At 41.5% G+C, this 25,704-nt stretch carries 19 protein-coding genes; 9 read left to right on the forward strand and 10 right to left on the reverse strand.

The genetic code is table 11. From position 1 onward, the window contains the following. Nucleotides 1-5: 5 nt before the first annotated feature. Complete coding sequence (locus tag R2B72_RS00735; RefSeq protein ID WP_318614185.1) at nucleotides 6-2,174, reverse strand: cell division protein FtsA; 2,169 nt, start codon at nucleotides 2,172-2,174, stop codon at nucleotides 6-8. Between the two features lie 131 nt (nucleotides 2,175-2,305). Here R2B72_RS00735 and R2B72_RS00740 point away from each other — a divergent pair, with 131 nt between their 5' ends. Together R2B72_RS00740 and ccpA are read left to right on the forward strand one after the other, a co-directional pair. Continuing rightward, nucleotides 2,306-3,388, forward strand: coding sequence for a bifunctional 3-deoxy-7-phosphoheptulonate synthase/chorismate mutase (locus R2B72_RS00740; RefSeq protein ID WP_318614186.1), 1,083 nt, complete (start codon nucleotides 2,306-2,308; stop codon nucleotides 3,386-3,388). Nucleotides 3,389-3,519: 131 nt separating this feature from the next. Further along, nucleotides 3,520-4,518, forward strand: a complete 999-nt coding sequence (ccpA, locus tag R2B72_RS00745) for a catabolite control protein A (protein WP_318614187.1) — start codon at nucleotides 3,520-3,522, stop codon at nucleotides 4,516-4,518. Nucleotides 4,519-4,561: 43 nt separating this feature from the next. Here ccpA and R2B72_RS00750 read toward each other — a convergent pair whose 3' ends face one another. The 4 genes from R2B72_RS00750 to tnpB form a co-directional block, all read right to left on the reverse strand. Beyond that, the gene (locus tag R2B72_RS00750) at nucleotides 4,562-5,728 is read right to left on the reverse strand and encodes an acetoin utilization protein AcuC (protein WP_318614188.1); all 1,167 of its coding nucleotides are present in this window, start codon (nucleotides 5,726-5,728) and stop codon (nucleotides 4,562-4,564) included. Then, nucleotides 5,725-6,372, reverse strand: coding sequence for an acetoin utilization AcuB family protein (locus tag R2B72_RS00755; RefSeq protein ID WP_318614189.1), 648 nt, complete (start codon nucleotides 6,370-6,372; stop codon nucleotides 5,725-5,727). Before R2B72_RS00755 ends, R2B72_RS00750 begins: the two co-directional genes overlap by 4 nt. A gap of 16 nt (nucleotides 6,373-6,388) precedes the next feature. Further along, nucleotides 6,389-7,021 carry a GNAT family N-acetyltransferase gene (locus R2B72_RS00760; protein WP_318614190.1) on the reverse strand — a complete coding sequence of 211 codons (633 nt, stop codon included), beginning with the start codon at nucleotides 7,019-7,021 and terminating at the stop codon, nucleotides 6,389-6,391. Nucleotides 7,022-7,177: 156 nt separating this feature from the next. Continuing rightward, nucleotides 7,178-8,326 carry an IS200/IS605 family element RNA-guided endonuclease TnpB gene (tnpB, locus tag R2B72_RS00765; protein ID WP_318614359.1) on the reverse strand — a complete coding sequence of 383 codons (1,149 nt, stop codon included), beginning with the start codon at nucleotides 8,324-8,326 and terminating at the stop codon, nucleotides 7,178-7,180. Nucleotides 8,327-8,552: 226 nt separating this feature from the next. On the opposite strand from tnpB, the gene acsA reads away from it, so the two are divergent. Beyond that, on the forward strand, nucleotides 8,553-10,271 hold the full coding sequence (gene acsA, locus R2B72_RS00770) for an acetate--CoA ligase (RefSeq protein WP_318614191.1): 1,719 nt from the start codon (nucleotides 8,553-8,555) through the stop codon (nucleotides 10,269-10,271). A 60-nt stretch (nucleotides 10,272-10,331) separates the two neighbouring features. On the opposite strand, the gene R2B72_RS00775 is transcribed toward acsA, so the two are convergent. Further along, on the reverse strand, nucleotides 10,332-13,220 hold the full coding sequence (locus R2B72_RS00775; protein WP_318614192.1) for a transglycosylase domain-containing protein: 2,889 nt from the start codon (nucleotides 13,218-13,220) through the stop codon (nucleotides 10,332-10,334). Between the two features lie 583 nt (nucleotides 13,221-13,803). Here R2B72_RS00775 and tyrS point away from each other — a divergent pair. Continuing rightward, the gene (tyrS, locus tag R2B72_RS00780; RefSeq protein WP_318614193.1) at nucleotides 13,804-15,069 is read left to right on the forward strand and encodes a tyrosine--tRNA ligase; all 1,266 of its coding nucleotides are present in this window, start codon (nucleotides 13,804-13,806) and stop codon (nucleotides 15,067-15,069) included. Between the two features lie 54 nt (nucleotides 15,070-15,123). Here the strand turns inward: tyrS and R2B72_RS00785 are convergent, their stop codons facing one another. The 3 genes from R2B72_RS00785 to rpsD form a co-directional block, all read right to left on the reverse strand. Next, the gene (locus R2B72_RS00785) at nucleotides 15,124-15,936 is read right to left on the reverse strand and encodes a cobalamin-binding protein (RefSeq protein WP_318614194.1); all 813 of its coding nucleotides are present in this window, start codon (nucleotides 15,934-15,936) and stop codon (nucleotides 15,124-15,126) included. A 114-nt stretch (nucleotides 15,937-16,050) separates the two neighbouring features. Beyond that, complete coding sequence (locus R2B72_RS00790; protein WP_318614195.1) at nucleotides 16,051-16,278, reverse strand: hypothetical protein; 228 nt, start codon at nucleotides 16,276-16,278, stop codon at nucleotides 16,051-16,053. Nucleotides 16,279-16,478: 200 nt separating this feature from the next. Beyond that, entirely contained in the window at nucleotides 16,479-17,081 is a 603-nt protein-coding gene (gene rpsD / locus R2B72_RS00795; protein WP_318614196.1) for a 30S ribosomal protein S4, read from the reverse strand. Between the two features lie 344 nt (nucleotides 17,082-17,425). Here rpsD and R2B72_RS00800 point away from each other — a divergent pair, with 344 nt between their 5' ends. After that, the gene (locus R2B72_RS00800) at nucleotides 17,426-19,288 is read left to right on the forward strand and encodes a sensor domain-containing diguanylate cyclase (protein WP_318614197.1); all 1,863 of its coding nucleotides are present in this window, start codon (nucleotides 17,426-17,428) and stop codon (nucleotides 19,286-19,288) included. Nucleotides 19,289-19,371: 83 nt separating this feature from the next. After that, nucleotides 19,372-20,562: an aminotransferase class I/II-fold pyridoxal phosphate-dependent enzyme gene (locus R2B72_RS00805; RefSeq protein WP_318614198.1), complete on the forward strand. Its 1,191-nt coding sequence runs from the start codon at nucleotides 19,372-19,374 to the stop codon at nucleotides 20,560-20,562. 80 nt (nucleotides 20,563-20,642) lie between these two features. Here R2B72_RS00805 and R2B72_RS00810 read toward each other — a convergent pair whose 3' ends face one another. Continuing rightward, on the reverse strand, nucleotides 20,643-21,122 hold the full coding sequence (locus tag R2B72_RS00810) for a GAF domain-containing protein (protein WP_318614199.1): 480 nt from the start codon (nucleotides 21,120-21,122) through the stop codon (nucleotides 20,643-20,645). Between the two features lie 203 nt (nucleotides 21,123-21,325). On the opposite strand from R2B72_RS00810, the gene ezrA reads away from it, so the two are divergent. From ezrA to thiI, 3 genes are all read left to right on the forward strand, one after another. After that, complete coding sequence (gene ezrA, locus R2B72_RS00815) at nucleotides 21,326-23,017, forward strand: septation ring formation regulator EzrA (protein WP_318614200.1); 1,692 nt, start codon at nucleotides 21,326-21,328, stop codon at nucleotides 23,015-23,017. 289 nt (nucleotides 23,018-23,306) lie between these two features. Beyond that, the gene (locus R2B72_RS00820; protein WP_318614202.1) at nucleotides 23,307-24,440 is read left to right on the forward strand and encodes a cysteine desulfurase family protein; all 1,134 of its coding nucleotides are present in this window, start codon (nucleotides 23,307-23,309) and stop codon (nucleotides 24,438-24,440) included. Continuing rightward, complete coding sequence (thiI, locus tag R2B72_RS00825) at nucleotides 24,440-25,642, forward strand: tRNA uracil 4-sulfurtransferase ThiI (RefSeq protein WP_318614203.1); 1,203 nt, start codon at nucleotides 24,440-24,442, stop codon at nucleotides 25,640-25,642. The genes R2B72_RS00820 and thiI overlap by 1 nt, the downstream gene beginning before the upstream one ends. The last annotated feature ends 62 nt before the right edge of the window (nucleotides 25,643-25,704 follow it).

A 25,704-nucleotide genomic window follows, 5' to 3' on the forward strand; every position in this document is an offset into this window, starting at 1 on the left:
CTTTATTATGTGAAGAGAATTTCAAGTACATCCCCACCGAAAATCTGGTCATTAAATCCGATTTGAGAGCCATTTCGAAGCAGTTGGTAATTGCTTGAAGAATTTTCTGGTAAATTGTAATCTGTAAAAGCAAAGATATCACTAAAGAAAATAGGGCTATCGTCAAGCGAGGTAAAATCAAGTTTGTTGCCTAGCTGAACAACTTCGATTCCTGTTGCCGGTTGTCCATTTAGCAAAATGGATAGCCGCGGTTTTCGAATAGTAAGGGCTGCCCCATTAAATGTCACAGTTATTTCATCAAATAATTTTTTCCCGATTTCTAATGCAACTTCAGCTACACTGGGAAGAGGTTGCTTTTGTAATGTAATCACATCTCCATCATTTATTACATAAGAGGGACGTATAGGCATATTGCCAACAAAAAACTCTAAATTACGTTTTTTTAATGTCATTGATTTTTGATTGATGGTGACTGTGAAATCATCTTCTTCCAATAGCTTGTTTCGGTTGACTTTTGCTAATGCAGTAGCTAATGTCCTTGTTTGCGAAATTATGATTTTATCCCGATCTTGTACGTTTGTGTCAATAGATTTTTGTTGTCCGTTGATGATGATTTCAGGTTCTAATACGATTGGCACTCCGTCGATTGTTGCATGGATTGACACTGTTTCTTCTAGCAAATCCCGTATAGTTGCACTAGCATCCACACCGTTTTGCCCTGGCACTAATTCGATTTGATCGCCATCTGTAATACAGTCTTTTGTACTAGCTGATTTGCCATTTAAGAGAACGGTAGATGGCGTACCATGCTCTCCGGGGATGAGGATATCATTACCATTTATAGATACGGACATACCTAGGCCGGGCATACCGTATAGTTGACGGCTTGTAATATTGGCGGCAAGAAGTGCATCACCGACTGTCATTTCCTTTAGTTCGAAAAGTCGTATCGTCTTGTTATTTACGGAAACAGACATGTAGTGAATAGGAGCTCTTCTAGCTGCAATGGCAATCCCGATTGGCGTCACAAGTTCGGGTGAAGAGACGATACCTGGCTCCAGTGTGATACCAGTGAGTGCATCCAATCCCCGAATGCCAACCCTATTTTCCGGAAGCTCAAGACAACTACTAATATCTTTTGTCAGTCCTGGCGTGAGGCTACCACCACCAACAACCATGACTGCTTTAGGCGACTGTCCGTTATTAAGTCGCTTGATTTCACCAGCGATTGATTTTGCCAGGCGCTCAACAGCAGGCTTGATAATGGCGGTTACATCGGCTGCCGGAACATGTTGTTCAAAGCCAAGAATATCTGTTAGCACAATGTCATCGCCAGCCGATATTTTCCTTTTAGCAATTTCTGCGAGTGGAAAATCAAGAAGATAGTGATTGCTAAGTTCTTCTGTAATTTCATCTCCTGCAAGTGGTACCATGCCGTAAGCGACAACGGTGTTGTTATCGGTTATGGCAATATCTGATGTTCCAGCCCCAATATCAACGAGTGCGACGTTGAGACGTCTCATGGAAGGAGGAATTAGAACACTGATAGCTGCAATAGGCTCCAGTGTTAATGCCTCCATCTCCAGTCCAGCTCGTTTTAGTGCAGATAGCAATGATTCGACGACGACTCGTGGTAGAAATGTCGCGATAACGTCCACAGATGCGGAACGTCCTGCTTGGTCAATCAGGCTACCGATTTCTTCACCTTCCAGTTTGTAGTGAAGGACGGAATAGCCAACACAATAATAATATTCATCTTTTGAAATGGAGTTGGACGATAATAATTTTTGTTGGGCTTGTTGGACTGCTGCCAGTTCCAGTCGGTTGACATCCTCGATTGAAATAAGCGAGTGCTCAGAAATGTCGACAGCCATTGTACCTTCCGCTGTTTTTAAAGCACGACCCGCGGCAGCGACACTCACACGATTAAGTGAGCCATGTTTGTCCTCAAGAGTAGTTTTAATTTCTGAAATGACGCTGGCAACACTTAAAATATTATGTATTTGTCCATCAATCATTGAACGCTCTTTATGTTCAATCGAAATGAGATCAGCAATATGATAAATACCATTATCCTCCTTGAGGATAATGCCAACGACGGAACGAGTCCCGATATCAAGTGCGAATAATGTAGTAGCCAGAATAATTCCCCCTTTCTGTCGATAAATAACCAATATAAAAAATAATTTGAAGAAATAACGTGACTTTTCAAATAGTCTTCTTTATACTAGGTCTATTATCTAAAAATGTAACATATATTCCCCTCTTCGGAAAGGGAATCATATGTGGGGGAGGAGACGGACAGATGAAACAGAATGAACTAGATGAATTACGTGGCCGTATAAACGAGCTAAACATCAAAGTTTTGGATCTCATTAACGAAAGAACAGCTGCAGTGCAAGAAATTGGTAAAGTGAAAGAGAAGCAAGGTGTTAATCGTTATGACCCAATTCGCGAGCGAGAAATGCTTAACTCGTTGAAAGAGTATAACAACGGTCCGTTGCCAAATGGAGTTCTCGAGCAGATTTTTAAAGGGATCTTTATGTCTGCACTTGAAATACAAGAAGATGAACAACGCAATGCATTACTTGTATCACGTAAACGCAAAGCGGAGGATACAATTATTGATATTAATGGTCACAAAATTGGTGATGGCAATCCATCATTCATTTACGGTCCATGTGCAGTTGAATCGTATGAGCAAGTACTAGCTGTCGCAAAATCGATTAAAGCTAAAGGGTTGACGATGATTAGAGGTGGTGCTTACAAGCCACGTACATCGCCATACGACTTCCAAGGCCTCGGCTTAGAAGGTCTGAAAATTCTAAAGCGTGTATCTGATGAAACAGGTCTTTCAGTTGTAACGGAAATCATTACACCTTCACATCTAGAAGAAGCAATGGATTATATCGATGTCGTTCAAATTGGCGCACGAAACATGCAAAACTTTGAATTGTTGAAGGAAGCTGGTATGATTAATAAACCAGTCCTTCTGAAACGTGGTTTAGCTGCAACAATCGAAGAATTCATTCATGCTGCTGAATACATTATGTCAAAAGGAAATAGCCAAATTATTCTTTGTGAACGTGGTATCCGAACTTACGAACGGGCAACTCGTAACACATTAGATATTTCAGCTGTTCCAATTTTGAAACAAGAAACGCATCTACCAGTATTCGTTGATGTAACGCATTCAACAGGTAGAAAAGACTTGTTACTACCGACAGCAAAAGCTGCAATTGCAGTAGGCGCAGACGGCGTAATGGCGGAAGTACATCCTGATCCAGCAGTCGCATTGTCCGATTCTGCACAACAGATGGACTTGCAACAGTTTGATGAATTTTACGAAGCAATTGCACGATTCATGAACACTCATCAAACCGTTTAATAAGTACAGACGCCGGACCTTCATGGTTCCGGCGTTTTAACTTAATTTACACCTTGGCGTAATTGATTTATTATAGTAGTACAGGACTGGCCCTGCTGCATACATAGAAGGATGAAAGGAGTTAAAAACTAATGGCTGTAACAATTTATGACGTTGCCAGAGAGGCAAATGTGTCGATGGCAACTGTTTCACGCGTAGTAAATGGCAATCAAAACGTCAAGCCCGCAACGCGAAAAAAAGTATTGGATTGTATTGAACGACTTGGCTACCGCCCAAATGCCGTGGCGAGAGGACTTGCGAGTAAGAAAACGACGACAATCGGAGTGATTGTCCCTGATATTTCAAAAAACTTCTATTCTGAACTTTCTCGAGGGATAGCAGATGTGGCGACGATGTACGAATACAATATTATATTGTCAAATTCTGATGAGCGTACAGCGAGGGAAGTAGAATTGATTGAGGACCATCTTGGTAAACAGGTAGATGGGCTTATTTTCATGAGTGATTCGATTTCTGATGAAGTGCGACAGGAGATGTCGACAGCGAGTGTTCCAATTGTTTTAGTGGGGACGCTAGATGTTGAAAAGCAATTGGCGACAGTGAATATTGATTATGAAGAAGCTGCTTTTGAAGCGGTTAATAAACTAATTGCCAACGGTCATAAAAGTATTGTTTTTGCTTCAGGGCCACTGACGAAGGATATCAACCGCATTAGTAAAAGAGCGGGTTATATTCGCGCTCTACAAGCTGCAGGACTTGTTGTGAATGAAGAACTGATTATTGAAATTGAAAATACGTATGATGGCGCCTATGAAGATTGTAAAAAAATCTTTCAATTACCGGGTAAACCGACGGCTATTTTTACAGGCAGTGATGTATTGGCAGTCGGCTTGCTGAATGGTATAAGGGACAGTGGTCTATCTGTACCAAGCGACTATGAACTGATTTGTTTTGAGCATTCCATTTTACCAAGAGTCGTCAGACCGCAATTGACGTCGATTGTCGTGCCGCTCTATGATTTAGGTGCAGTTTCGATGCGTCTATTGACGAAATTGATGAACGGCGAAGAGGTCGATGACAAGCAAGTCATTTTACCATTCAGGCTTGAAGAACGCGATTCAACAAAATAATAAAAGAGCAATGTCATTAATTGGGATGGCATCGCTCTTTTTTTCATTTATTCATTTTTTCATTGCGAATCATATGTAAGGCCCGACTAAGCATTTGTTCATTTTTCTCGGTTATTTCTGCTTTCCGTGGGATGGGCTCATAAAGTGGATTGGGGTCTTCCCATGTCGGAATGAGCGGCACAGGAGACTGTTCTTGCCATGCTGTGAGCCAGTCCGCAGGGAGAGGGCCAGTAGGGGCTGAATCCGTAGTCATAGCTAACCAAATATGAGCCCAAGCTCTCGGTACGACACGCCAGATATCGTAGCCCCCCCCACCAACGGCAATCCATCGGCCATTACAATATTGATCGGCTATTTCCCGGGCAATACGAGGAATTTCTTTGTAAATTGCCATCGTTCCATATAAATGAGTAAGAGGATCGAAGTAATGTGCGTCAGCCCCGTTTTGTGTCAAAATAACATCCGGTTTAAAAAATTCAGTCACTTCCGTGATAGCAGCTTTATAAACGGATAGAAATGACTCATCCTCCGTAAAAGCATCAATTGGAAAATTGAAAGATGTACCATAACCAGTCCCATTGCCACGCTCCGTGATATTACCAGTGCCAGGAAAGAGGTAGCGGCCGGTTTCGTGGATAGAGAGTGTGCAGACTGATGGATCATCGTAGAAGCTCCACTGGACACCATCCCCGTGGTGAGCATCGGTGTCGATATATAGGACACGTGCCCCGTACTTCTCTTGCATGTATTTAATAGCGACGGAACTGTCGTTATAGACACAAAAGCCGGAGGCCCGGCCATGGAATCCGTGATGGAGTCCGCCGCCAAGATTCAAGGCATACTTTGAGCGGCCTTCCATCACCTCGTCGACTGCTGTCAATGTACCTCCGACTAGCATAGCGCTTGCTTCGTGCATGTTTGGGAAGATAGGGGTATCATCTGTGCCGATGCCGTAAATGTCACTCACATCTTCATGTAACTCCCCTTTTCCAGCTTTTTTAACAATGTCAATAAATTTACTATCATGAGCAAGCAGTAATTCATCATCCGTTGCCATTCGTGGCGGAACGATATCGCTGTCCTGTATGGCTCCAGATTTCTTTAATAAATCAAGTGATAATAGAATTCTCTTTTGATTGAAAGGATGGGTATCTGAAAAGGAATATCCAAGTTGTTCTTCAGAAAAAATAAATGTGGCTTCTTTTTTCATAGGACTACTCCCGGCACGTTTGGCCAAAGGACCTCAAATCCGCTGTCTTTCAATCCTTGGATAATACTAAGTGGATTCATAGAATTTATGCGGATCACGAGAATCTTCGTTGCATCACTTTCTTTATCAGGATAGACAAGTACGCTCAAGACATTTGTTTTCTGTTCATGAAAGACTTTGGATACTTCAAAAAGGATACCTGGTACGTTAGGTACTCGGACCTCAATTTGCGAACCAGGCTGATGTGCTCCTGTCAATTCAATATATTTATAGAGCAAGTCAGTTTCTGTGATAATACCAACTAGTTGGTTGTTTGAAACGATTGGAAGGGCACCGATTTTATTGTCATAAAATATGACAGCTGCTTCTTCCACAAAATCCATAGGGTGACCGATAATTAAGTTTGTCGTCATAACATCAGCAAGAGCAGTATCGTAAACACTATGGTCGATTATTTCAGAAATAGAAGATGGGACAATTTCTTTTAAGTCTCGATCTGTCACAATACCGATAACCATACCTTCCGTCGAGAGAATGGGTATATGACGGATTTTTTTGTGGTGCATCGTTTGAAGAGCATCTTTCACTGTGTTGGAAGGTGAAAGTGTTGTGACCTCTTTAATCATGATTTCTTCAATCAGCATTTGAATACCTCCACTTTCAATACATGAATCGATTCATAAACCGTAAACTATCGAATTGTTGGATGGAATCTTGGGTAATTCTTTTTCCAATCCGTGCCATTAAACAATTGGCAGGATGCGAACATATTTCTGGGTCATCTGTTGCATAGTACACTAAACCACCTTCGTTCATCATTTTCTCCATAACTTTGCGGTATTCCCAAACATTTAGCTTCGTACCTTTCAAATCCCAATGCCAATAGTATTCGGTTGTCAAAATGATATAATCCTCCATTGCATCATCCATCATGGAAACCCGCAGTAGTGATTTACCAACACCGCCACCTCGAAATTTAGGAATGACTTCAATAGCCCCAAGTTCAATTAGGTTTTCCATACTCCCTTGTGACCAGCGCTCCAGTGGATCAGGATACAAATACGTGACGTAACCAACGACTGTATTCATATCGCGCACGATTAGTATGCGTCCTTCCGGCAGTCCGGCGATTTCAACTAACGCTTTATGTTGCTGGGCAGGAGGTCTAAATGCGACAAGATCTTCGTGGAAGTCCAATCCTTCAAGATCGCCTGCCGATATCGGTCCTTCAATAATAATATCACCGTTCTTATGCTTAATTTCCATTGCGTTATACGTTTTTACATGTTCCAACACGATCACCGCCTCATTAGGTATGCACATGCTCTAAGTATACAACAAAATCAACAATTAAAAGCCCGCTGTTTCTTACAAATTGAACTACCCCCACCTTAACTACGTTTAGAGGTGGGAGATTCCTAAGAACACCTTCGTAACCGAAAGTTTGGATTAGGCTAGCCCCGCAGTCCCTGCGGTTAGAAGTCTTATAGCTTCATTTTCAAGATTGATACTTGCGTTACGATCACGGTCGTGACTTGAATTGCATTCTGGGCATACCCATTCACGTAATGCGAAATCCTTAACGTCTTTATGGCGGTAGCCGCAGCTTGAACAAAGCTGACTCGATGGAAAGTTTTTCGCTACAGCGATGACTGTCTTCCCATACCACTTTGCTTTGTATTCAAGCATTGTGCGGAACTGTGACCAACTCACTTCACTAATCGCTTTGGCTAAGTTATGGTTTTTTAATAGATTTGATACCTGCAAATCTTCAATTCCGATAACATCGTGGTTTTTGATGATTTCAGTAGAGGTTTTATGCAAGTAATCATTTCTTTTATTCGCAATTTCTTCATGAATACAAGCGACTATTTTTCGTTGTTTCTGATAGTTCTTCGCCTCATGTAAAGGTTTTTGTTGCCGGATGGCTTGTTCTTGTCTTCTGGATAGAATCCGCTGTGCTTTGGCCAATTTCTTTTCCAACGTACGAAAAAATTTAGGATTTTCATAGACGGTTTTATCTGATAGTATGGCGAAATTCTTTAGACCCACATCAATACCGATAGAAGTATGGGTTTTAGGTAGCTCACACACTTCTGTTTCAACAAGAATCGAAACAAAATATTTTCCACTAGGATTTCTTCTGACGGTCGCATTTAGTATACGTCCCGTGATTTCACGGCTTTTGGCAAGTTTAACAAGCCCCAGCTTGGGCAATTTAATGGCATTGCCAATAACCGCGATATTTCCATTTGTGTGTTTTGTCGTGTATGACTGGACGGGATTTCTTTTCGATTTAAAACGAGGTGCATTATTTTGCTTCTTAAAGAAACGGTCAAAAGAGTCTGCCAGATTACGAACGGATGATTGAAGGGCAATGCTATCTACTTCTTTTAACCAAGACAATTCCTTTTTCAACAAGGGATGACCAGCTGAACAAGTGCCATAAGCTAGTCCTTTACCCGTTTCTTTATAAGCGCAATTCCATTTATCCAAAAAGTGATTGAAGACAAAGCGACTGCATCCAATTGTTTTAGCAATGATAACTTGTTGGGCTTGATTTGGATAGATACGAAACTTATAAGCTTTGTTGATCAGCATGGACTTTCACCTCGCTTCAAGATAATCCAATTATAGAATATACGTTCCTTTAAAGCGAGTGTTTTGGGCTGTCGCCCAACCGAAATTCATCTCCCGCTTATCACTGGGAGTCTTCTTTCAGCAAATCGATAAAAACTATTAGAAAAGTGATATTAGTTAACTAATTTAGTAGTAGATGATGTAGAATGAATAGTGTAAATATTTTTTCGGAAGGGTGAGATGGATGGTCATGAAAACGTTGCCGGTCGTTCAAGGGGAATATCAATTGGGGAATTATGACCGTATGGTTGCAGATTTTAGTTGGGCTGAAGTAGAAAAAGAGTTTAGTTGGTCTGAAAGTGGACTATTTAATATTGCGCATGAAGCAGTAGATCGCCACGCAGATTCCTATCGTAGAAATAAGGTTGCACTTTACTATAAAGATGCTGATCGCAAAGAATCATATACTTATAGAGATATGAAAAAGATGTCTAATAAGGCTGCAAACGTGTTGCGTAATCAATCTCCGCTTGAAAAAGGAGATCGCATTTTCATCTTCATGCCACGTTCTCCAGAACTGTATTTTGCGTTACTGGGCGCATTGAAGTTGGGGGCTATTGTGGGACCACTTTTTGAGGCATTCATGGAAGGAGCGGTTTACGATCGACTTTCGGATAGCGAGGCGACGGTGATTATTACAACGCCAGCACTTGTTGACCGGATACCAGTGGACAAATTGCCACATCTGAAAACCGTTTTCCTGGTAGGAGATAATATTAAAGAAGAGGGAATTTTTGTTGATTATAACAAATATATGGGAGATGCTTCATCAGACTTCCGGGTAGAATGGATGGAGCGGGAAGACCCGACACTTCTTCATTATACGTCTGGATCGACGGGCAAACCTAAAGGCATCCTGCACGTTCAGGAAGCAATGGTACAGCAACTTCAAACAACGCGTTGGGTGCTCGATTTGAAGGATGAGGATACGTTTTGGTGTACAGCAGATCCAGGTTGGGTAACGGGGACAGCTTATGGTATTTTTGGACCGATGCTTGTTGGAGCGACAATACTTGTTGTCGGCGGCAGATTTTCGGCAGATGCTTGGTACGAAGCAATTGAAGAATATGGTGTGACGGTATGGTATAGTGCTCCGACAGCATTCCGGATGTTAATGGGCGTGGGAGAAGGACCGATGAGTAAATACGATCTTTCCTCATTGCGTCATATCTTGTCAGTTGGCGAGCCACTTAACCCAGAAGTAATCCGTTGGGGGTCAGAAGCGTTCAAACTTCGTATTCACGATACATGGTGGATGACAGAAACGGGTGCGCAGACGATTTGTAATTTTGGCTGCCTGCCAATTAAGCCAGGTTCCATGGGGAAACCAGTTCCGGGTATTGAAGCGGCAATCGTCGATGACCAAGGGAATATACTACCCCCGAATCATATGGGCAATTTAGCGATTAAAAAAGGTTGGCCGGCTATGATGCGTCAAATCTGGAATAATCCTGAGAAATATGATTCCTATTTCATGAATGGCGAGTGGTATGTGTCGGGTGACTCGGCATATATCGATGAGGATGGCTATTTCTTCTTCCAAGGCCGTGTAGATGATGTGATTATGACAAGCGGAGAGCGTGTAGGGCCGTTCGAAGTAGAAAGTAAATTATTGGAGCACCCTGCAATTATTGAAGCAGGTGTCATTGGCAAACCGGATCCTGTCCGGGGGGAAATTATCAAAGCATTTGTCGCGCTACACGAAGGCTATGAGCCGACAGAGGAATTGAAAGAAGATATTCGTCAATTCGTAAAAAAAGGACTTGCAGCCCACGCAGCGCCGCGTGAAATTGAATTTAAAGATAAATTACCAAAAACGCGAAGCGGAAAAATTATGCGCCGCGTATTGAAGGCTTGGGAATTGGACTTGCCAACGGGCGATTTGTCAACAATGGAAGACTAATACTTATGTGAAGAATAAAAGGGCTTGTTCGCTATTACTCTAGCGAACAAGCCCTTTTAGTTATTCATCCCCGACATCATCAGGGTTTTCTCCATCAGATGGGGGAGTACTTCCTTCATTGTTATCCCCATTTTCAGGTGGAAGTATTTCTGGAGGTATAACATCTGGCGTTTCTACATCAGGTACAATGACCTCCATCATGACGCTATTAGAGGCATCTGAAAGTTTTCCTGTAATATCCACGGCTCTTACAGTATACGAGCCTCCACCAATGTTGAAGGATTTTGGTGCGCCATCTCTAATGACCAAGATTTGTGCGCCATCTTCATAGACATAATAGCCAATTACATCATCTGAAGCGGAAGCATCCCATGTGGCGGTCATACCATTTAACGTCAGTTTTACTGGGGCGGGAGCCGCATCGTCCACTTCAAAAATGGAGCCAGCCACAATGTTGGATGAGAAAGCGGATTTCACAGGAAATAGCTTTGATGCATCTCCTTTCCACGGTCCAAGCATCCGTTCGATAAATGATTCACTTACTCCCGTGCCACCTGATGATACGAATTCAATAGGTGTTGAAGGGTGTGCAAGATATTTAACGCCATTTACTAAGACATATGAAGAAGAGATGATACTATCATCTGCTTCTGTTGGTAACATTGCCTTGGCATTGAATAAATCGGATTTTACGAGCCCGGCAGCTGAACATTCAGCCGAGGGTGCAAGACCAGATATGCCACAGAACGGCTTTGAGACAACTCCATCCGGTTGCGTGAATTTTGAAGAGGCGCCAACCAGTTCAGGAGCTACTTCATTCGCGGCATTCAAAATACGAGCGAACAGCGTACTTGTCCTTGTAGAAGGATGTAAGGTTTGCCTCTCAAGTCCGAAATAGAGGCTTCGCTTTCGCTCTTTATAGCCAAGCCAAACCCCAAGAGAAACATTTGGATTGTAGCCAACAAGCCAAGCATCCCCGTAACCTTGTGTTGTTCCTGTTTTAACCGCAAGATCTGTACTAAAATTCATATGTCTAGGAACTTGAGCCCCTGTGCCCCCTGTTTTTAGAACATCTCGAAGCATGTCGGTGATGATATAACTTGTTTCTGGACTGAATACGTCGACAGGTTCAACAATATGTTCATAGACAATTTTGCCATCCATATCTTCAATTTTCTCGATGATATATGCATCAATGAATTGTCCACCATTGGCAAATGTTGCAAAGGCATTTGTATTTTCCTCCACACTCATACCGATGTCCATTCCACCATAAGATGTGGAATAGTTTACATAGTCGCCAGGAGTTAATTTCGAGATACCCATCTTTTTCAAGAATTCAGCAGGCTTTTGATCGATAATATCGCGGTATAGCCTTGCGGTCGCTAAGTTTAATGACCTTGCGAGAGCTTCTCTTGCCGGTACAATACCGAGTTCTAGTGATTGTGTATAGTTATTTGGTGACCACATCGTGCCATCTGGTTGTTGGACACTGAATTTAACATCGACAACAGGACTACCAGCCCCGATGAAGCCATATTCGATAGCTGGTGCATAGACAAGAAGTGGTTTCATTGCGGAACCATTTTGTCTGAAAGCTTGTGTCGCGTGGTTAGTCGCTTCTTTGCTATGATCACGTCCACCGATAAAGGAGAGAATTTTCCCAGTATGATTCTCAATCATAATGGCCCCGACTTGAACTGGATCTTCCTTCAATTCGACTTCACCAGAGTGTGGGTCTTTCTCTTCGCGGGTATAAGTGAATCCGTAGTGTTCAAAGGACTGGCCAACTTTATTCATCTCGTCATACAAGGTCTTATTGACCGTTGAATAAATTCGATAGCCGTCGTTTTGCATAGAACGTGTCGCTAAAATTTTATATTTTTTTTTGAGCTTTGCTTCCTTGTCTAAACGTTCTGGATCAACACCATCTTTTTCGGCAATAATTTTCATTAAAATATCGATGGTGCGGTTTTGAATTTCTTGTGTTAAGTACGGATACTTTTCATTGGCACGTAAGACAGGTTGGCGGAAGTCTTGTGTAATATCATAGGCAATGGCTTCCTTGTATTGCTGTTCCGTAATATATTCGGTTTCTTTCATTCTGAAAAGAACGGTCTTCATCCGGTCGATTCCAGGCTTGAGATATTGTTCGTCTTTGAGCCCACCGCCACTTTTAAAAGGTGTATAAGCGAAAGGGGCTTGTGGAATGCCTGCGATGAATGCGGCTTGCGGTAAATTCAAGTCGGCTGCTTTTTTAGCGAAAATCCCACCGGCCGCCGTTTCAATCCCTGCAATATTTTGCCCATTGGCGTTACGTCCATATGGAATGATGTTTAAATAGGCTTGTAGGATTTCGTCTTTCTCCATAAAATGCTCTATTCTCATAGCGAGAAGAATTTCCTTCGCTTTTCGCTCATACGAGACTTCATTTGTTAAAATTTGATTTTTTATTAATTGTTGTGTAAGCGTCGACCCACCTGTTTGGTTATCGGAATTTGCTACGTCTTGAAGAAGTCCGCGGAAAATGGCTTTAGGCACAACTCCATTATGTTCTTGAAAGTACTCATCTTCTGTTGCAAAGACAGCATCAATGACAAAAGGAGAAACCCGATCAAGTTGTGTATCTTTTCGCTCGATGTCAGAGTTAATTTTTCCAATATAAACATTGTCTGCAAGATAGATTTCGGATGTTTCCTCGTAATTGAAAATAGCATCCCTCATTTCCTCTTTAGACCGAAGCGGCTCTTTTGCTACTAAGGATGCAAAATAACCAGCACCGACTGAAGCGGCAAAAACAGAGAGTGTTAGTCCGAAAACAATGAATAGTAGAAACAGGTTCCAAATCACTCCTGAAGTGATGCGCATTCCTTTTGCCCATTTTGTTTTAGTCATTAATTCAATTTTTTCTTCTATAAGATCAATTCGGTTTTTTCTACGTTCGCGCAAGTAATCGCCCCCTAAAATCCTTCCTATTATAGCACATTTTTATTGAGTGCTATCGATAATATTTGACAACCTTTATATTTCAGTTAGAATGGGGAATATATATTTATTTGCATGTTGAAAAAGTCGAAGTAGTGGCGATGGAACCGTTTAGAGAGACAGCGGGTGGTGAAAGCTGTTCGGAACCTTGTGCATGAATTACAACTTTGGAGTGTGACGCGGATGCGGCGTTAATGCATATTGAGCGGAGAAATCATGTATTTCTCAAGCTGGGTGGTACCGCGTTAATGATGTGATTAGCGTCCCTGCATGATTTTTTAATCGTGCAGGGGCTTTTTAATTTGAACTAGTAGGGAGCTCAAACTCCCTACTGGTTCAAACTAAGCCTCCGGCGGATGTCACAGATTTTTAAAGGAACTAAAGAAGGCAGTCTAATTGCGCGACATCCTGTCGCACGACTGCATGACCTACTTCCTGTAGGCCACGGGCTCGAAAAAATCTGGACACAATTACGTCGAGATGTAATTGATTATCTAACACAAGTACCTTAAGAATACGTTTATCTAACATTTTAGGGGGAATTCAAATGACGAATGCATTGATGGAAGATTTAAAGTGGAGAGGCTTATTATATCAACAAACAGATGAACAAGGCCTTGAAAAAGTATTGAATGAGGAGAAGATTTCTTTATACTGTGGCGTTGATCCAACGGCAGACAGTATGCATATTGGACATATTGTTCCTTTATTGACGCTTCGTCGTTTCCAGATGCACGGGCATCGTCCGATTTTACTTGTTGGTGGAGCAACGGGCATGATTGGGGATCCATCGGGCCGTTCTGATGAAAGGCAGCTTCAGACAACAGAGCAAATTGCGAAAAATGTTGAAGGCATTAAAGGGCAGTTGGAACAAATTTTTGATTTTAATGCCGATAACGGAGCGCAAATGGTCAATAACAATGACTGGGTTGGTTCAATGAGCGTTATCGAGTTTTTACGTGATTACGGTAAACTTCTAGGCGTGAATTACATGCTGGCAAAAGACAACGTGGCTTCACGACTTGAAGGTGGAATTTCCTTTACAGAGTTTTCTTATATGTTAATTCAAGGAATCGACTTTAATCATCTATTCAACCATTACAATTGTCGTGTGCAAATCGGCGGCTCAGACCAGTGGGGCAATATTACAACAGGTCTAGAAGTGATTCGTAAAACACATGAAGAAGAAGTGAAGGCATTTGGAATTACGATTCCACTTGTTACGAAAGCCGATGGTACAAAGTTTGGGAAAAGTGCAGGCGGTTCAGTCTGGTTAGACGCAGCAAAAACATCTCCGTACGAGTTCTACCAGTTCTGGATTAATACAACAGACGCTGATGTTATTAAATACATGAAAATTTTCACATTTATGGAGCGCGAACAAATTGAAGCGCTAGAAGTGTCTGTGCAAGAAGAACCGCATTTGCGTAAAGCGCAACTGACATTAGGAGAAGAAATGACACGTTTGATCCACGGCCAAGAAGCACTAGATCAGGCAATTCGTATTTCGAAAGCGTTATTCAGTGGTGATCTAAAGGCGTTAACGGCTGGTGAAATGAAGGATGCATTTAAAGATGTCCCTTCATTTGAAATGGTGAAAGAAGCTAAAAACATCGTTGATTTTATTGTTGAATCAGGTGTGTCGCCATCGAAACGCCAAGCGCGTGAAGATGTGACGAATGGCGCGATTTCTTTGAATGGTGAACGCGTGACGGATACGGCTTACGAAGTAGATGCAGGGGATCGTCTAGAAGATGCGTTTATCATTGTCCGCCGTGGGAAGAAAAATTATAAAATGGTGAAGTTTGTTTAATAGCAGCACAAAAAAGCTATTTCCTTATGATATAGGGAGAATAGCTTTTTCAATTTAGGCTTTTGTGACCCAGTCGGGCAATTTCAAATCTGCATAGGTTGCTGGATGAATCATATTCCCTAGCTTTAAAGCCCCTTCAAGTAGACGTGGGGAAGGGCGGCAATAGAGTTCTTCTTCCATTTTGGCGAGACGTCCATTTTTGACAGCAGCAAGTTCTTGCCAACCGGTACGCTTTAGGACGACTTCTGTTTTCACTTTATCAGCTCGAACACCAACCCATGCGAGCAAAATATAATCAGGATCTCTCTTTAAGATATCTTCCCAATCTGACTGCACACTGGCAAATTCAACATCACGGAATTCGTTGAGCCCACCTGCGATGGTGCTAATTTCAGTCAGCCAATTAATGCGACCAGGTGTAAAGACAGGTTTTGGCCACCATTCCCAGTAAAGAGAGGGAGTAGTTTCAACAGTTGATGCACGCTTTTTCATGTCATCAATAAAAGCGAGGTATTCAGTTTGAACCTCAAGTGCATGTTTTTCTATGCCGCATGCTTGACCGACAGTGAGTAAATCATCTGCAATATCGTCTAAACTTTGCGGGTCTAGTACAAGATGAGGGATGTTGCGCTTCTGGAGCTCTTCAACATTCTTTTCCATGCCGGGTACACTAAGTGAAGCGAGGACAAGATCGGGCTTATACGACTCAAGCGCATCCATATCAATCGACAAATCGGGTCCAAGACGAGGAAGAGTCGTCACGCTTGCGGGCCAGTCCGAAAAATCATCGACCGCGACGAGTTGGTTAACGAGGCCAAGATAGGCTAGTAGTTCTGTGTTGCTTGGGCAAATTGAAATCAGTTTCATAACGTCACGACCTTTTAGAAAGTTTCAACGACTTAACTTGTTATTGGTTTAGTTGAAATCATGTTTGATTTTGAATAACTCCATTTCATTTTTAGCCGTCTTTTGATAAGTGAATTACACTTCGCTTTGGAGTTCGGATAGCTGTTCTTTGATAGAGGTTACATCTCCGTGCATTTTGTGAACGTCCATCGATAGGTTTTCTAACTTAGCTTCTGTTTCTTCATGACGGTCGAGCAGTGCTACTACGATTTCTTTTAATTCCTGCTGTCCAGTTTTTAAATTATTTTGACCAGATTCCAATGTGACTAGTTTTTGTAAAATTAAATCTAACTTCTTATCCATAATAATCATTCTTTCAATTTGTATTCGCTTATGAATCAATCCTCGTGTATTAGTCTCATTTAACATTCACTTTAAATATAACATATTATACGTGACGGGCAGTGAGATAATAGATTCAAGTGCCAACCCATCCTATGTAGTATTGTTATTGTAACACGAAAAAAAAGAGCCCTGTGAAGGACTCTTTTCTGGAAAAACTATTAACGGTTGTAGAATTCAACGATAAGTGCTTCGTTGATTTCAGCCGCAAGTTCGCTGCGCTCAGGCATACGAACGAATTGACCAACTTTAGTGTCCTTGTTGAATGTAACGAATTCAGGAACATAGTTGTTCACTTCAAGCGCTTCATTTACAATATCAAGGTTTTGAGATTTCTCGCGAAGAGAAATTTCTTGTCCTGGTTTAACGCTGAAAGATGGGATGTCAACGCGTTTACCATCAACCAATAAGTGGCCGTGGTTAACAAGTTGGCGAGCTGCACGACGTGTGCGAGCAAGGCCCATGCGGTAAGCAACGTTGTCAAGGCGAGTTTCAAGAAGAATCATGAAGTTCTCACCGTGTTTACCAGGCATTTTACCTGCTTTGATGAACATCGTTTTGAATTGGCGTTCGTTTACGCCGTACATGAAACGAAGTTTTTGTTTTTCTTGTAATTGCAATCCGTACTCGGAAAGTTTTTTACGTTGGTTAGGACCGTGTTGTCCTGGTGCGTAAGGGCGTTTTTCGATTTCTTTACCTGTTCCTGAAAGTGAGATTCCAAGACGACGGGATAATTTCCAAGCTGGACCTGTATAACGAGCCATGAATGACTCCTCCTCTGTTTTTGGTTTTATTTTGTTGTAAAATAAGAACCAGATGTGTTCAATTCAAATGCCATTCTATTATCTTGCAACTTCGCCTCCGCAGCCAGGAGGTTACGTGGTGCACCTTGTAAAAGGAATAGACTGGACAATCTGAAACACACAACTGCTGCAACTATTTTACACAATTTTTATCATAACAATTATTAAGGTTTGAGTCAAGCGACATCCTTCGGAAATTAAATAAGCATAAGTACCTACTAAAATAGGTAGTATATGTAGTCCGATTGCATTAAAATATAGAAAGATACACATAATGATACATATACTACCATAGAGGTGAGGGCATGATAGATTATCAATTAACGCTGTTTCAAATTAAAAGTGAATTACTGGATTTAGTAACGGAAGATGTTAGTTTGGATAGTTATGAACAATGGTTTGACATACTGAAACCGAAATTAAGGCAGCATTTCGATATTAAGGAAACAGATTTCTTCATTAATAATCAAACAAAGTTTATGCCTATTGCCGGACATCGATCTGCAACTGAAATACGAAAAGCGGTTCCAATCAGTGATATGGATTGCACGGCACTATATTCAGGTAGTGCTTACATAATGGAATTTGTAGACAGGGGATATGAATATGCAGATGATATTTTACTCATTCGTGATGAGCAATCCAACTTACTAGGTCTTTTACTTGTTAAATCGACGGATAAATGGCGAGAATTTAAGAAGTCGATTTATATAGATGAATTCGAACGAGTCATTAGTCGTTTGATTTTAACAGTTAAACGATTACTTACATTGGATAAAAAAGAAAAAGAGGCAAGGAGGATTCAAAGAGTCACGGATCTGTTCAACGCAACGATGGACAACCAGGTAATCCTAGATGGCATCGTAGGGGCGATATCCGAACAGTTTCCCGATTATTCTGTTGAATTATTATTATCCCATGAACAGAAGAAAGTTATGCATTCTTATAAGATGATTGACTACATTAACGAAAGACCGTTGACGATGAATGCCTTTGTTTCAGGAAATGTCACGGTGGAGGATTTGTCAGAACGCGAAGGCAGGTTCATCAATGTACCCATAGTTGGAAGACAAGGGATTTATGGTGTGCTGCGCATAGAAGCTCCTATCGATTTTGTGCTTTCTTTGGCGGAAGAAAACTTCATTCGCATAGTGGCGACTACGGCAGGTAATGCGTTGGAAAATGCAAGCCTTTACGATCAATCCCATCGTGTTATTGAAGACTTACAACTTATCAATGAAACATCTAGGAAGTTGAATAGTAATCTATCTTTTGGTGAGATGATTTCATTTTTGAAACAGCAGTTACTATCTTTCAACCCAATGGAAACGGCATTCGTTTTTTATGATGAAACAGGAGGGTATAATATCTCTCAGATGAGCTCGGATTTCTTTAGAATGAAGCTTGGTAGCAAGTATATCGAACTGGTTTCTTCTAGCTTGAAAAATGGAAAGGAGGCATTGTTTGAGGCGAATTATAGTAGCACTTACGGCGAACGGGTTCATTATGAGTCGATTATCGCCATCCCGATTATGAATCAGGAGAAAGTGGCCGGATTTGTTATTTTAGTGCACGAAGAACCATATTTTTTCTCTTTTGATAGTTTCAAGCTAATCAACGCGCTCATTGGACATTCCTCGCTAGCACTTGCGAACACGATTTTGAAGGGGCAGCTTCAGGAGTTGGTCGATAAGGACAACTTGACAAAGTTATATACGCGAAGTTACCTAGATAAGGTTGTTGAGGAGGCTATTGCGAATGATGAAGTCGGGGTGTTCTTATTATTGGATGTCGATAATTTTAAGTTTGTCAATGATACTTATGGTCATGCAAAAGGTGACGACGTATTAAGGCAAATTTCGTCTGCTATTTTATCGGAAGTGGCTGACAAAGGAATTGCGGCCAGATGGGGAGGAGAAGAACTCGCTGTTTATTTACCATTGGTGGGTTATTCTGAAGGTGCAGAACTGGCAAATCGACTTGTCAATCTCATCCCAACAGTGACAGAACCACAAGTGACTGTTTCCATCGGGGTGAATAGCCGAACGAAGGAGCAACAGATGACATTCCAAGAGCTTTTTCACTACTCCGATACCGCCTTGTACATGGCTAAAAACAATGGTAAAAATCAGTTCGTTATCTACGGGACAGCAATTTCGCAACTGTGAAATGGGCGTTGTCCCTTTTCCTTTCCTGAAACAACGTGTAAACTGAAAGTACAGAACATTATGAATGCGGAGAGGTGGATAACATGAAGGAATATAATCTACACAAAGATACGGTCGTTGTGCATGGGGGCTATGAAGATATGGCGCATCACGGTAGTCTCACAGTTCCGCTCTATCAAACATCAACATTCTCGTTTGAAACAGCTAGTCAAGGAGAAGATAGATTTTCAGGAGCTGAGGAAGGAAATATTTATTCCAGACTTGGCAATCCGACGGTGCGTGTGTTAGAAGAGCGGGTGACAGCGCTGGAGAATGGCAAAGGTACGCTTGCTTTCGGTTCGGGGATGGCGGCTGTTAGCGCAATTTTAGTACATTTGACCAAGTCGGGTGATCATATCCTATGTTCGCGTGGAATTTATGGTTGCACATTTGGCTTGCTTGGTATTATGGAGCGCAAGTACAACATCAAGCATGATTTGATTCAGATGAGAACTGAGGGGGAAATCGAACAGGCTGTTAAACCAGAAACCGTTTGCATCTATGTAGAAACACCAATTAACCCGACGATGGAGCTTGTTGACCTTCAGGCAGTTGTCAATGTTGCGAAACGTCATGGGTTGCGTGTGGTCGTTGATAATACGTTTTCATCGCCTTATTTGCAAACGCCGCTTGATTTTGGTGCCGATTTTGTTCTGCATAGTGCGACGAAATATATGAATGGTCATGGAGATGTCATTGGAGGGCTGCTCACTGGTAATGACAAAGAAGAAATGGAGTCCATTCGGATGTCTGTGCAAAAGGATTTTGGCGGAATTATGTCACCGTTCGATGCGTGGTTACTCATTCGTGGTTTAAAAACTTTACCGGTTCGGATGGAACGTCATTCAGCTAATGCAGAAAAAATAATTCGTTATTTAAAAAAGCAGAAGTTGGTTGAAGAGGTTTTTTACCCATTTGATGAAGATAATCCGCAATATGCGCTTGCGCAACAACAGATGCGGGCGGGTGGCGGGATTATTTCATTTTCGGTTACAGGTGGCAAAGAGGGTGCGCAGTTATTTATGGATAGCCTGTCTCTTATTAAAATTGCAGTCAGTCTTGGAGATGCAGAGACGCTCATCCAGCATCCCGCAACAATGACTCATTCAAGTGTTCCTGAACAGGAGCGTCTTCGCATGGGCATTACGGATTCCTTACTTCGTCTTTCCGTCGGCCTCGAACATGCTGACGATTTAATCAGGGATATGGAATCGGCCTTTTCAAACATGAAATAGCAACCAAAAACAGCCTTGGTCACTTTAGGAAGCCAGAACCAAGGCTGTTTTTCTCATCAAACATATTGGGCTTACTTCATTCAAATATGGTTGACGAGAACTTGAACAACCTTTTCAAGGCCGATGCGGTCGTCTTCAGTAAAACGATTGAGTTCGGGACTGTCGATATCAAGCACACCGATGATGTTTTCATTCTTTACTAGTGGGATGACGATTTCGGACTGTGAAGCTGCATCGCATGCAATATGTCCAGGGAAAGCATGGACGTCTGGTACAATAATCGATTCTCGCGTTTTTGCGGCTGTTCCGCAGACACCTCTCCCAAGTGGAATGCGAATACACGCTGGAAGGCCTTGGAAAGGGCCAAGTACAAGTTCTTCGTTGTCTAGTAAATAAAAGCCGACCCAATTGATGCGATCGAAAAATTGATTAAGCAATGCAGAAGCGTTGCTTAAGTTGGCGTATCTATTATTCTCACCAGTTAATAAAGCATCTAATTGACTTGCAAGCTGCTCATACTTTGCATTAATATCAGTGGCATAATCGATTTCTACGAACAAATAAAGCACTCCTTTACACAATATTTTGTAGAGTAAGTATACATTTTAAGCTGTTGATAAACAAATCTTTCGGGTTTTATGAAGGAAAACAGATTTTTCCCTATAAATCATTCATTTTTGCAACTAAAAGTCTTTAAACGTGGTACTATATAGGATATATATCAAAGGCACAGTGACTCGGGGATAGGGGGCAACGGACCACGATGATATACTTCATCATTCCAATTATAGTACTCATCATAGTAATAACAATCGCCTTCTTATTCAGGCGTAAGCATATTCAGGAAGTCGGTCGATTGGAACAGGAGAAATTGCAAATTCAGCACAAACCGATTTTGGAAGAAATGACGAAAGTTAAACAACTGAATATGACAGGTGAAACCGAGGAAAACTTTGAACGCTGGCGCAACGAGTGGACTGAAGTGATGGACATACATATGCCAAAGATTGACTCATTATTATTCGATGTAGAAGATTCAGTCGATCGTTTTCGATTTGGAAAAGCGACGGAAGTAGAAAAAGAAATCCAAGACAAAATTCGTTTTTGTGATAAAAAGATGAATGACATCTTGCAGGAATTAAACGAACTAGTAGGCAGTGAAGAGAAAAACCGTATTGAAATGGAAAAATTGAAAGAGCAGCATCGTGCTGCACGAAAAACAATTTTGGCCCATCAGCATTCATTTGGCATGACAGTTAATCCGTTAGAGAAAGAACTTGAAGCGTTTAATCCGAAGTTTGAAGAATACGATAAGTTGACGGAAAATGGTAATTATTTGTTAGCAAGGGAAATCGTAATTTCGTTATCGACAAAAGGTAATCGCTTGTTTGAAATTATTCAAGAAACACCATCGTTGCTTACAGAGCTGCAAAATAAGATTCCGGCTTCCATTCGTGAATTGCGGAACGGAACAAAAGAGATGGAAGAACAATCGTATTATTTGCAGCATCTTGAATTAGCAACGCATCTAGACGCTATTGAGACTGAACTTGAAGAATTGCTATCTAAAATGGGCGAACTCCAAATTGAATCTGTCCAGCAGCAAACTTTAGCAATTAATGATCGTATCGATTCTTATTATGATGCATTGGAAAATGAAGTGACTGCAAAACATTATATCGATGAAAACTACGAAAAGATTGCCGCGAAGCTGTCAGATATTACAGCGCTGACAAAAGAAACTTCAAACGAAGCCGCTTATGTCCAGCAAAGTTATCGATTGAATGAACAAGAAGCGCAAATCCCACAGCAATCGCTAAAAAAATTGGGCATCATCAACAAACGATTTGAAGTGCTAATAACTCGAATCGAAGAGCAAGTATCTGCTAATTCCAGTTTACAGGAAGAATTACAGCATATTTCCGAAGAGCTCGGTCGAATTGCTGAAGAACAGGATAGCTTCGCAAATCGACTGAAAAATTTACGAATCGATGAAAATAATGTTCGAACGAAGCTGGAAGAACTATCGAGAAGATTGCAAAATACGGATAGAATGCTTCATAAAGGGAATATTCCAGGTATTCCAGATGAAATGGAAGCCCGTCTCGAAGAAGCTGACGAACAGATTTATATTGTGACGCAAAGTTTGCAGGAAGTACCTCTGAATATGAGCCTTGTGGACACTTACTTGGAAAATGCCGGGAAAGCAGTCAATGAGGTCAGTGCAAAAGTAGAAGAGTTACTGGATAATGTGATGCTGATCGAATGGATTATTCAATATGGCAATCGCTATCGTGCTTCTAACCCTGAAATGCATGCTCGTCTGTTGGATGCAGAAGAGTCATTTAGACAATTCCGTTATGCCAAAGCATTGGAGCAAGCGGCAACAGCGGTGGAGGAATTTGAACCGGGTGCCATGAAGCGAATTCAAGAACTTGTCAAAGAACATGTGTAAGATGATACAATAGAAAAAGTATGAAGGTTAAGTAACAGAAAAATAGCCACCGGCATATAATTGCGGGTGGCTTTGTCACGCTTATCTTCATTCAGCAGGAGACCCCTGCTGAATAAGGAGGAATGAAGTTCAATTCCTCCCTGATAAAGCCTCCAAGGAAGGATTCAGTTCAATCCTTCCCCGATGTCATGGATTTTTAGGGGAGCTTTTCGAGTGAACTTGAAAAAAATCCAGACACAATTACGCCAAGGCGTAATTGATATTTGTGACGAGTGAAAGGATGGAACGAATGATTTATTTTGACAACAGCGCAACGACAGCTCCAGATGAAAGCGTACTTACTTCCTTCATTGAAGTGAATAAACGTTTTTTTGCAAATCCCGCTTCGATTCATCTGGCAGGAAAGCAAGCTGAAGCATTGCTAGAAAAATCCAGAGCACAAATATTATCAATTCTTGGTGCGCCAGATGGCAATATCATTTTTACTTCTGGAGGCACAGAAGCGAATAATTTAGCCGTTATCGGTTTCGCACGAGTGTTTCGTTCGAGGGGAAACCATATCATTACGACTAAAATCGAGCATCCTTCTGTTCTATACGCAATGGAATACTTGGAAACACAAGGATTTGAAGTCGATTATTTAGCGGTGGATGAGCAAGGAATGATTTCTACCGAAGAATTAAAAAGTAAGCTTCGCGCAGAGACGATTGTTGTCAGTATTATGCATGTCAACAATGAAATTGGCACGATTCAGCCATTAGCTGAATGCGCCCGTATTATTAAAAAACACTCACGTGCATTATTTCATTCAGATACAGTGCAAAGTTTTGGGAAATTGCCTGTTTCGCTGACAGGCGATGGTCCAGATGCCATTACTATTTCAGCCCATAAAATCAATGGTTTAAAGGGTTCGGGCCTGTTAGCGTTTCGAAAAGGCATTCCGCCACAAGCGCTTAACTTTGGTGGTGGACAAGAACATGGGTTACGCAGTGGAACGGTAGCTGTTGCAGATGCGGTTGCCCTTGCTAAAGCGATGCGAATTAGCGCACTTGATGAAGAACATCAGGAGTTTAGACAATGGAGAAACAGGCTGCTTGATTTTATTGATCTCTACAAAGATGTAATTGTTCTCGCTCCTGACAAAGCAGCGCCACATATAGTATCGATTGCTTTTTATAAAGTAAAAGGTGAAGTCGCCGTGAATTATTTTCAAGAAAAAGGGTTCACAGTGTCGACTTCTAGTGCTTGTTCATCTAAAAGTGGTGCTGCAGGACATGTAATAGAAGCCATTAGAGTGGCTGATAAATATAAAAATGGCGTAGTTCGCATAAGTTTTGGCAAAAATAATAGTGAACAACATGTAGTGGAATTCGAGCAAGTATTAGCTCAGTTCATGGAGCTACTTGGAAGGGGAAATGACTGATGGAATGGAACGAATTATTAATCCGTTATGGAGAAATATCATTAAAGGGTCGCAATCGCAATGTATTTGTGAAGAAATTACGTAATAATATTAAAAAGGCTTTGAGTGATTTGCCAACAGTTGCACTGAAATCGGAACGTGATCGCATGTTTTTGTTTGCGGATGACAAGCGGGATATGGACGAAGCGATTGTTAGGTTGCCACATATTTTTGGCATCCAGTCATTTAGCCCGGTTGCTAAATGCGAAGCAACACTTGACGCTATAAAAGCAAAAGCACTCGATGTTATTGGTGCAGGTGAAACAGCAGGGAAAACATTTAAAGTTGAGATTCGACGGACTGATAAATCCTTTCCGCTTGAAACGGGTGAGTTGCAGCAAGAAATTGCGGCGCATGTCCTGAAAAGTTTCCCTGAATTAATTGTACAAATGAGAAAACCGGAAGTGTTATTACATGTGGAAATTAGAAGTGAAGGTGCATTCCTAACAGCTAAAGTACATAAAGGTGCGGCTGGTATGCCTGTTGGTTCGAATGGGCATTCGCTTCTAATGTTATCGGGTGGTATTGATAGTCCGGTCGCTGGCTACTTAATGATGAAACGTGGTGTGTCGATTGATGCGATTCACTTTGCAAGTCCGCCATTTACAAGTGAAATGTCAAAAAAGAAAGTGATGGACCTAGCTGAAAAACTAAGTTCCTTCGGTGCAGCGGTGCGCCTTCATATTATTCCATTTACTGAAATTCAGCAAACCATTGTCAGCCAAGTACCGGACAATGTGTCGATGACAACAACGCGTAGGCTGATGTTGCAAATTGCGGATCAAGTACGTGAGGAAATTGGTGCGCTGGCAATTGTCACAGGTGAAAGTCTAGGGCAAGTAGCAAGCCAGACGCTTGAAAGTTTGACGGCTATTAATGCAGTGACGGCGACGCCGATTTTGCGACCGCTGATTGCTTCAGATAAGCTGGACATTATTGAGATTGCACAAAAAATCGGTACTTATGATATTTCAATTCAACCGTATGAAGATTGCTGTACAATCTTCTCACCTTCAAACCCAAAAACAAAACCGAAGCTTGAAAAAGTCATGCACTATGAAAGCTTTACTGATTTCGCGCCGATGCTTGAAGAAGCAGTGCAAAATAGGATAACCGTCGACTTACCACTTCAGCAAGTAGACGAATTTGATGACTTACTGTAAGCGTTGAAAAAATTACCATATAAACCTTGTGCATGAATTTCCGTGTGCGGTACATTCTACAT

Source organism: Sporosarcina sp. YIM B06819 (genome assembly GCF_033485175.1).
GTDB lineage: Bacteria > Bacillota > Bacilli > Bacillales_A > Planococcaceae > Sporosarcina.

Bases quoted from the DNA above. Each gene is read 5' to 3' on its own strand.
- R2B72_RS00740 (WP_318614186.1), top strand. From the start codon at position 2,306: ATGAAACAGAATGAACTAGATGAATTACGTGGCCGTATAAACGAGCTA.
- ccpA (WP_318614187.1), top strand. From the start codon at position 3,520: ATGGCTGTAACAATTTATGACGTTGCCAGAGAGGCAAATGTGTCGATG.
- R2B72_RS00750 (WP_318614188.1), bottom strand. From the start codon at position 5,728: ATGAAAAAAGAAGCCACATTTATTTTTTCTGAAGAACAACTTGGATAT.
- R2B72_RS00755 (WP_318614189.1), bottom strand. From the start codon at position 6,372: ATGCTGATTGAAGAAATCATGATTAAAGAGGTCACAACACTTTCACCT.
- acsA (WP_318614191.1), top strand. From the start codon at position 8,553: ATGGTCATGAAAACGTTGCCGGTCGTTCAAGGGGAATATCAATTGGGG.
- tyrS (WP_318614193.1), top strand. From the start codon at position 13,804: ATGACGAATGCATTGATGGAAGATTTAAAGTGGAGAGGCTTATTATAT.
- R2B72_RS00785 (WP_318614194.1), bottom strand. From the start codon at position 15,936: ATGAAACTGATTTCAATTTGCCCAAGCAACACAGAACTACTAGCCTAT.
- R2B72_RS00790 (WP_318614195.1), bottom strand. From the start codon at position 16,278: ATGGATAAGAAGTTAGATTTAATTTTACAAAAACTAGTCACATTGGAA.
- rpsD (WP_318614196.1), bottom strand. From the start codon at position 17,081: ATGGCTCGTTATACAGGTCCAGCTTGGAAATTATCCCGTCGTCTTGGA.
- R2B72_RS00800 (WP_318614197.1), top strand. From the start codon at position 17,426: ATGATAGATTATCAATTAACGCTGTTTCAAATTAAAAGTGAATTACTG.
- R2B72_RS00805 (WP_318614198.1), top strand. From the start codon at position 19,372: ATGAAGGAATATAATCTACACAAAGATACGGTCGTTGTGCATGGGGGC.
- ezrA (WP_318614200.1), top strand. From the start codon at position 21,326: ATGATATACTTCATCATTCCAATTATAGTACTCATCATAGTAATAACA.
- R2B72_RS00820 (WP_318614202.1), top strand. From the start codon at position 23,307: ATGATTTATTTTGACAACAGCGCAACGACAGCTCCAGATGAAAGCGTA.
- thiI (WP_318614203.1), top strand. From the start codon at position 24,440: ATGGAATGGAACGAATTATTAATCCGTTATGGAGAAATATCATTAAAG.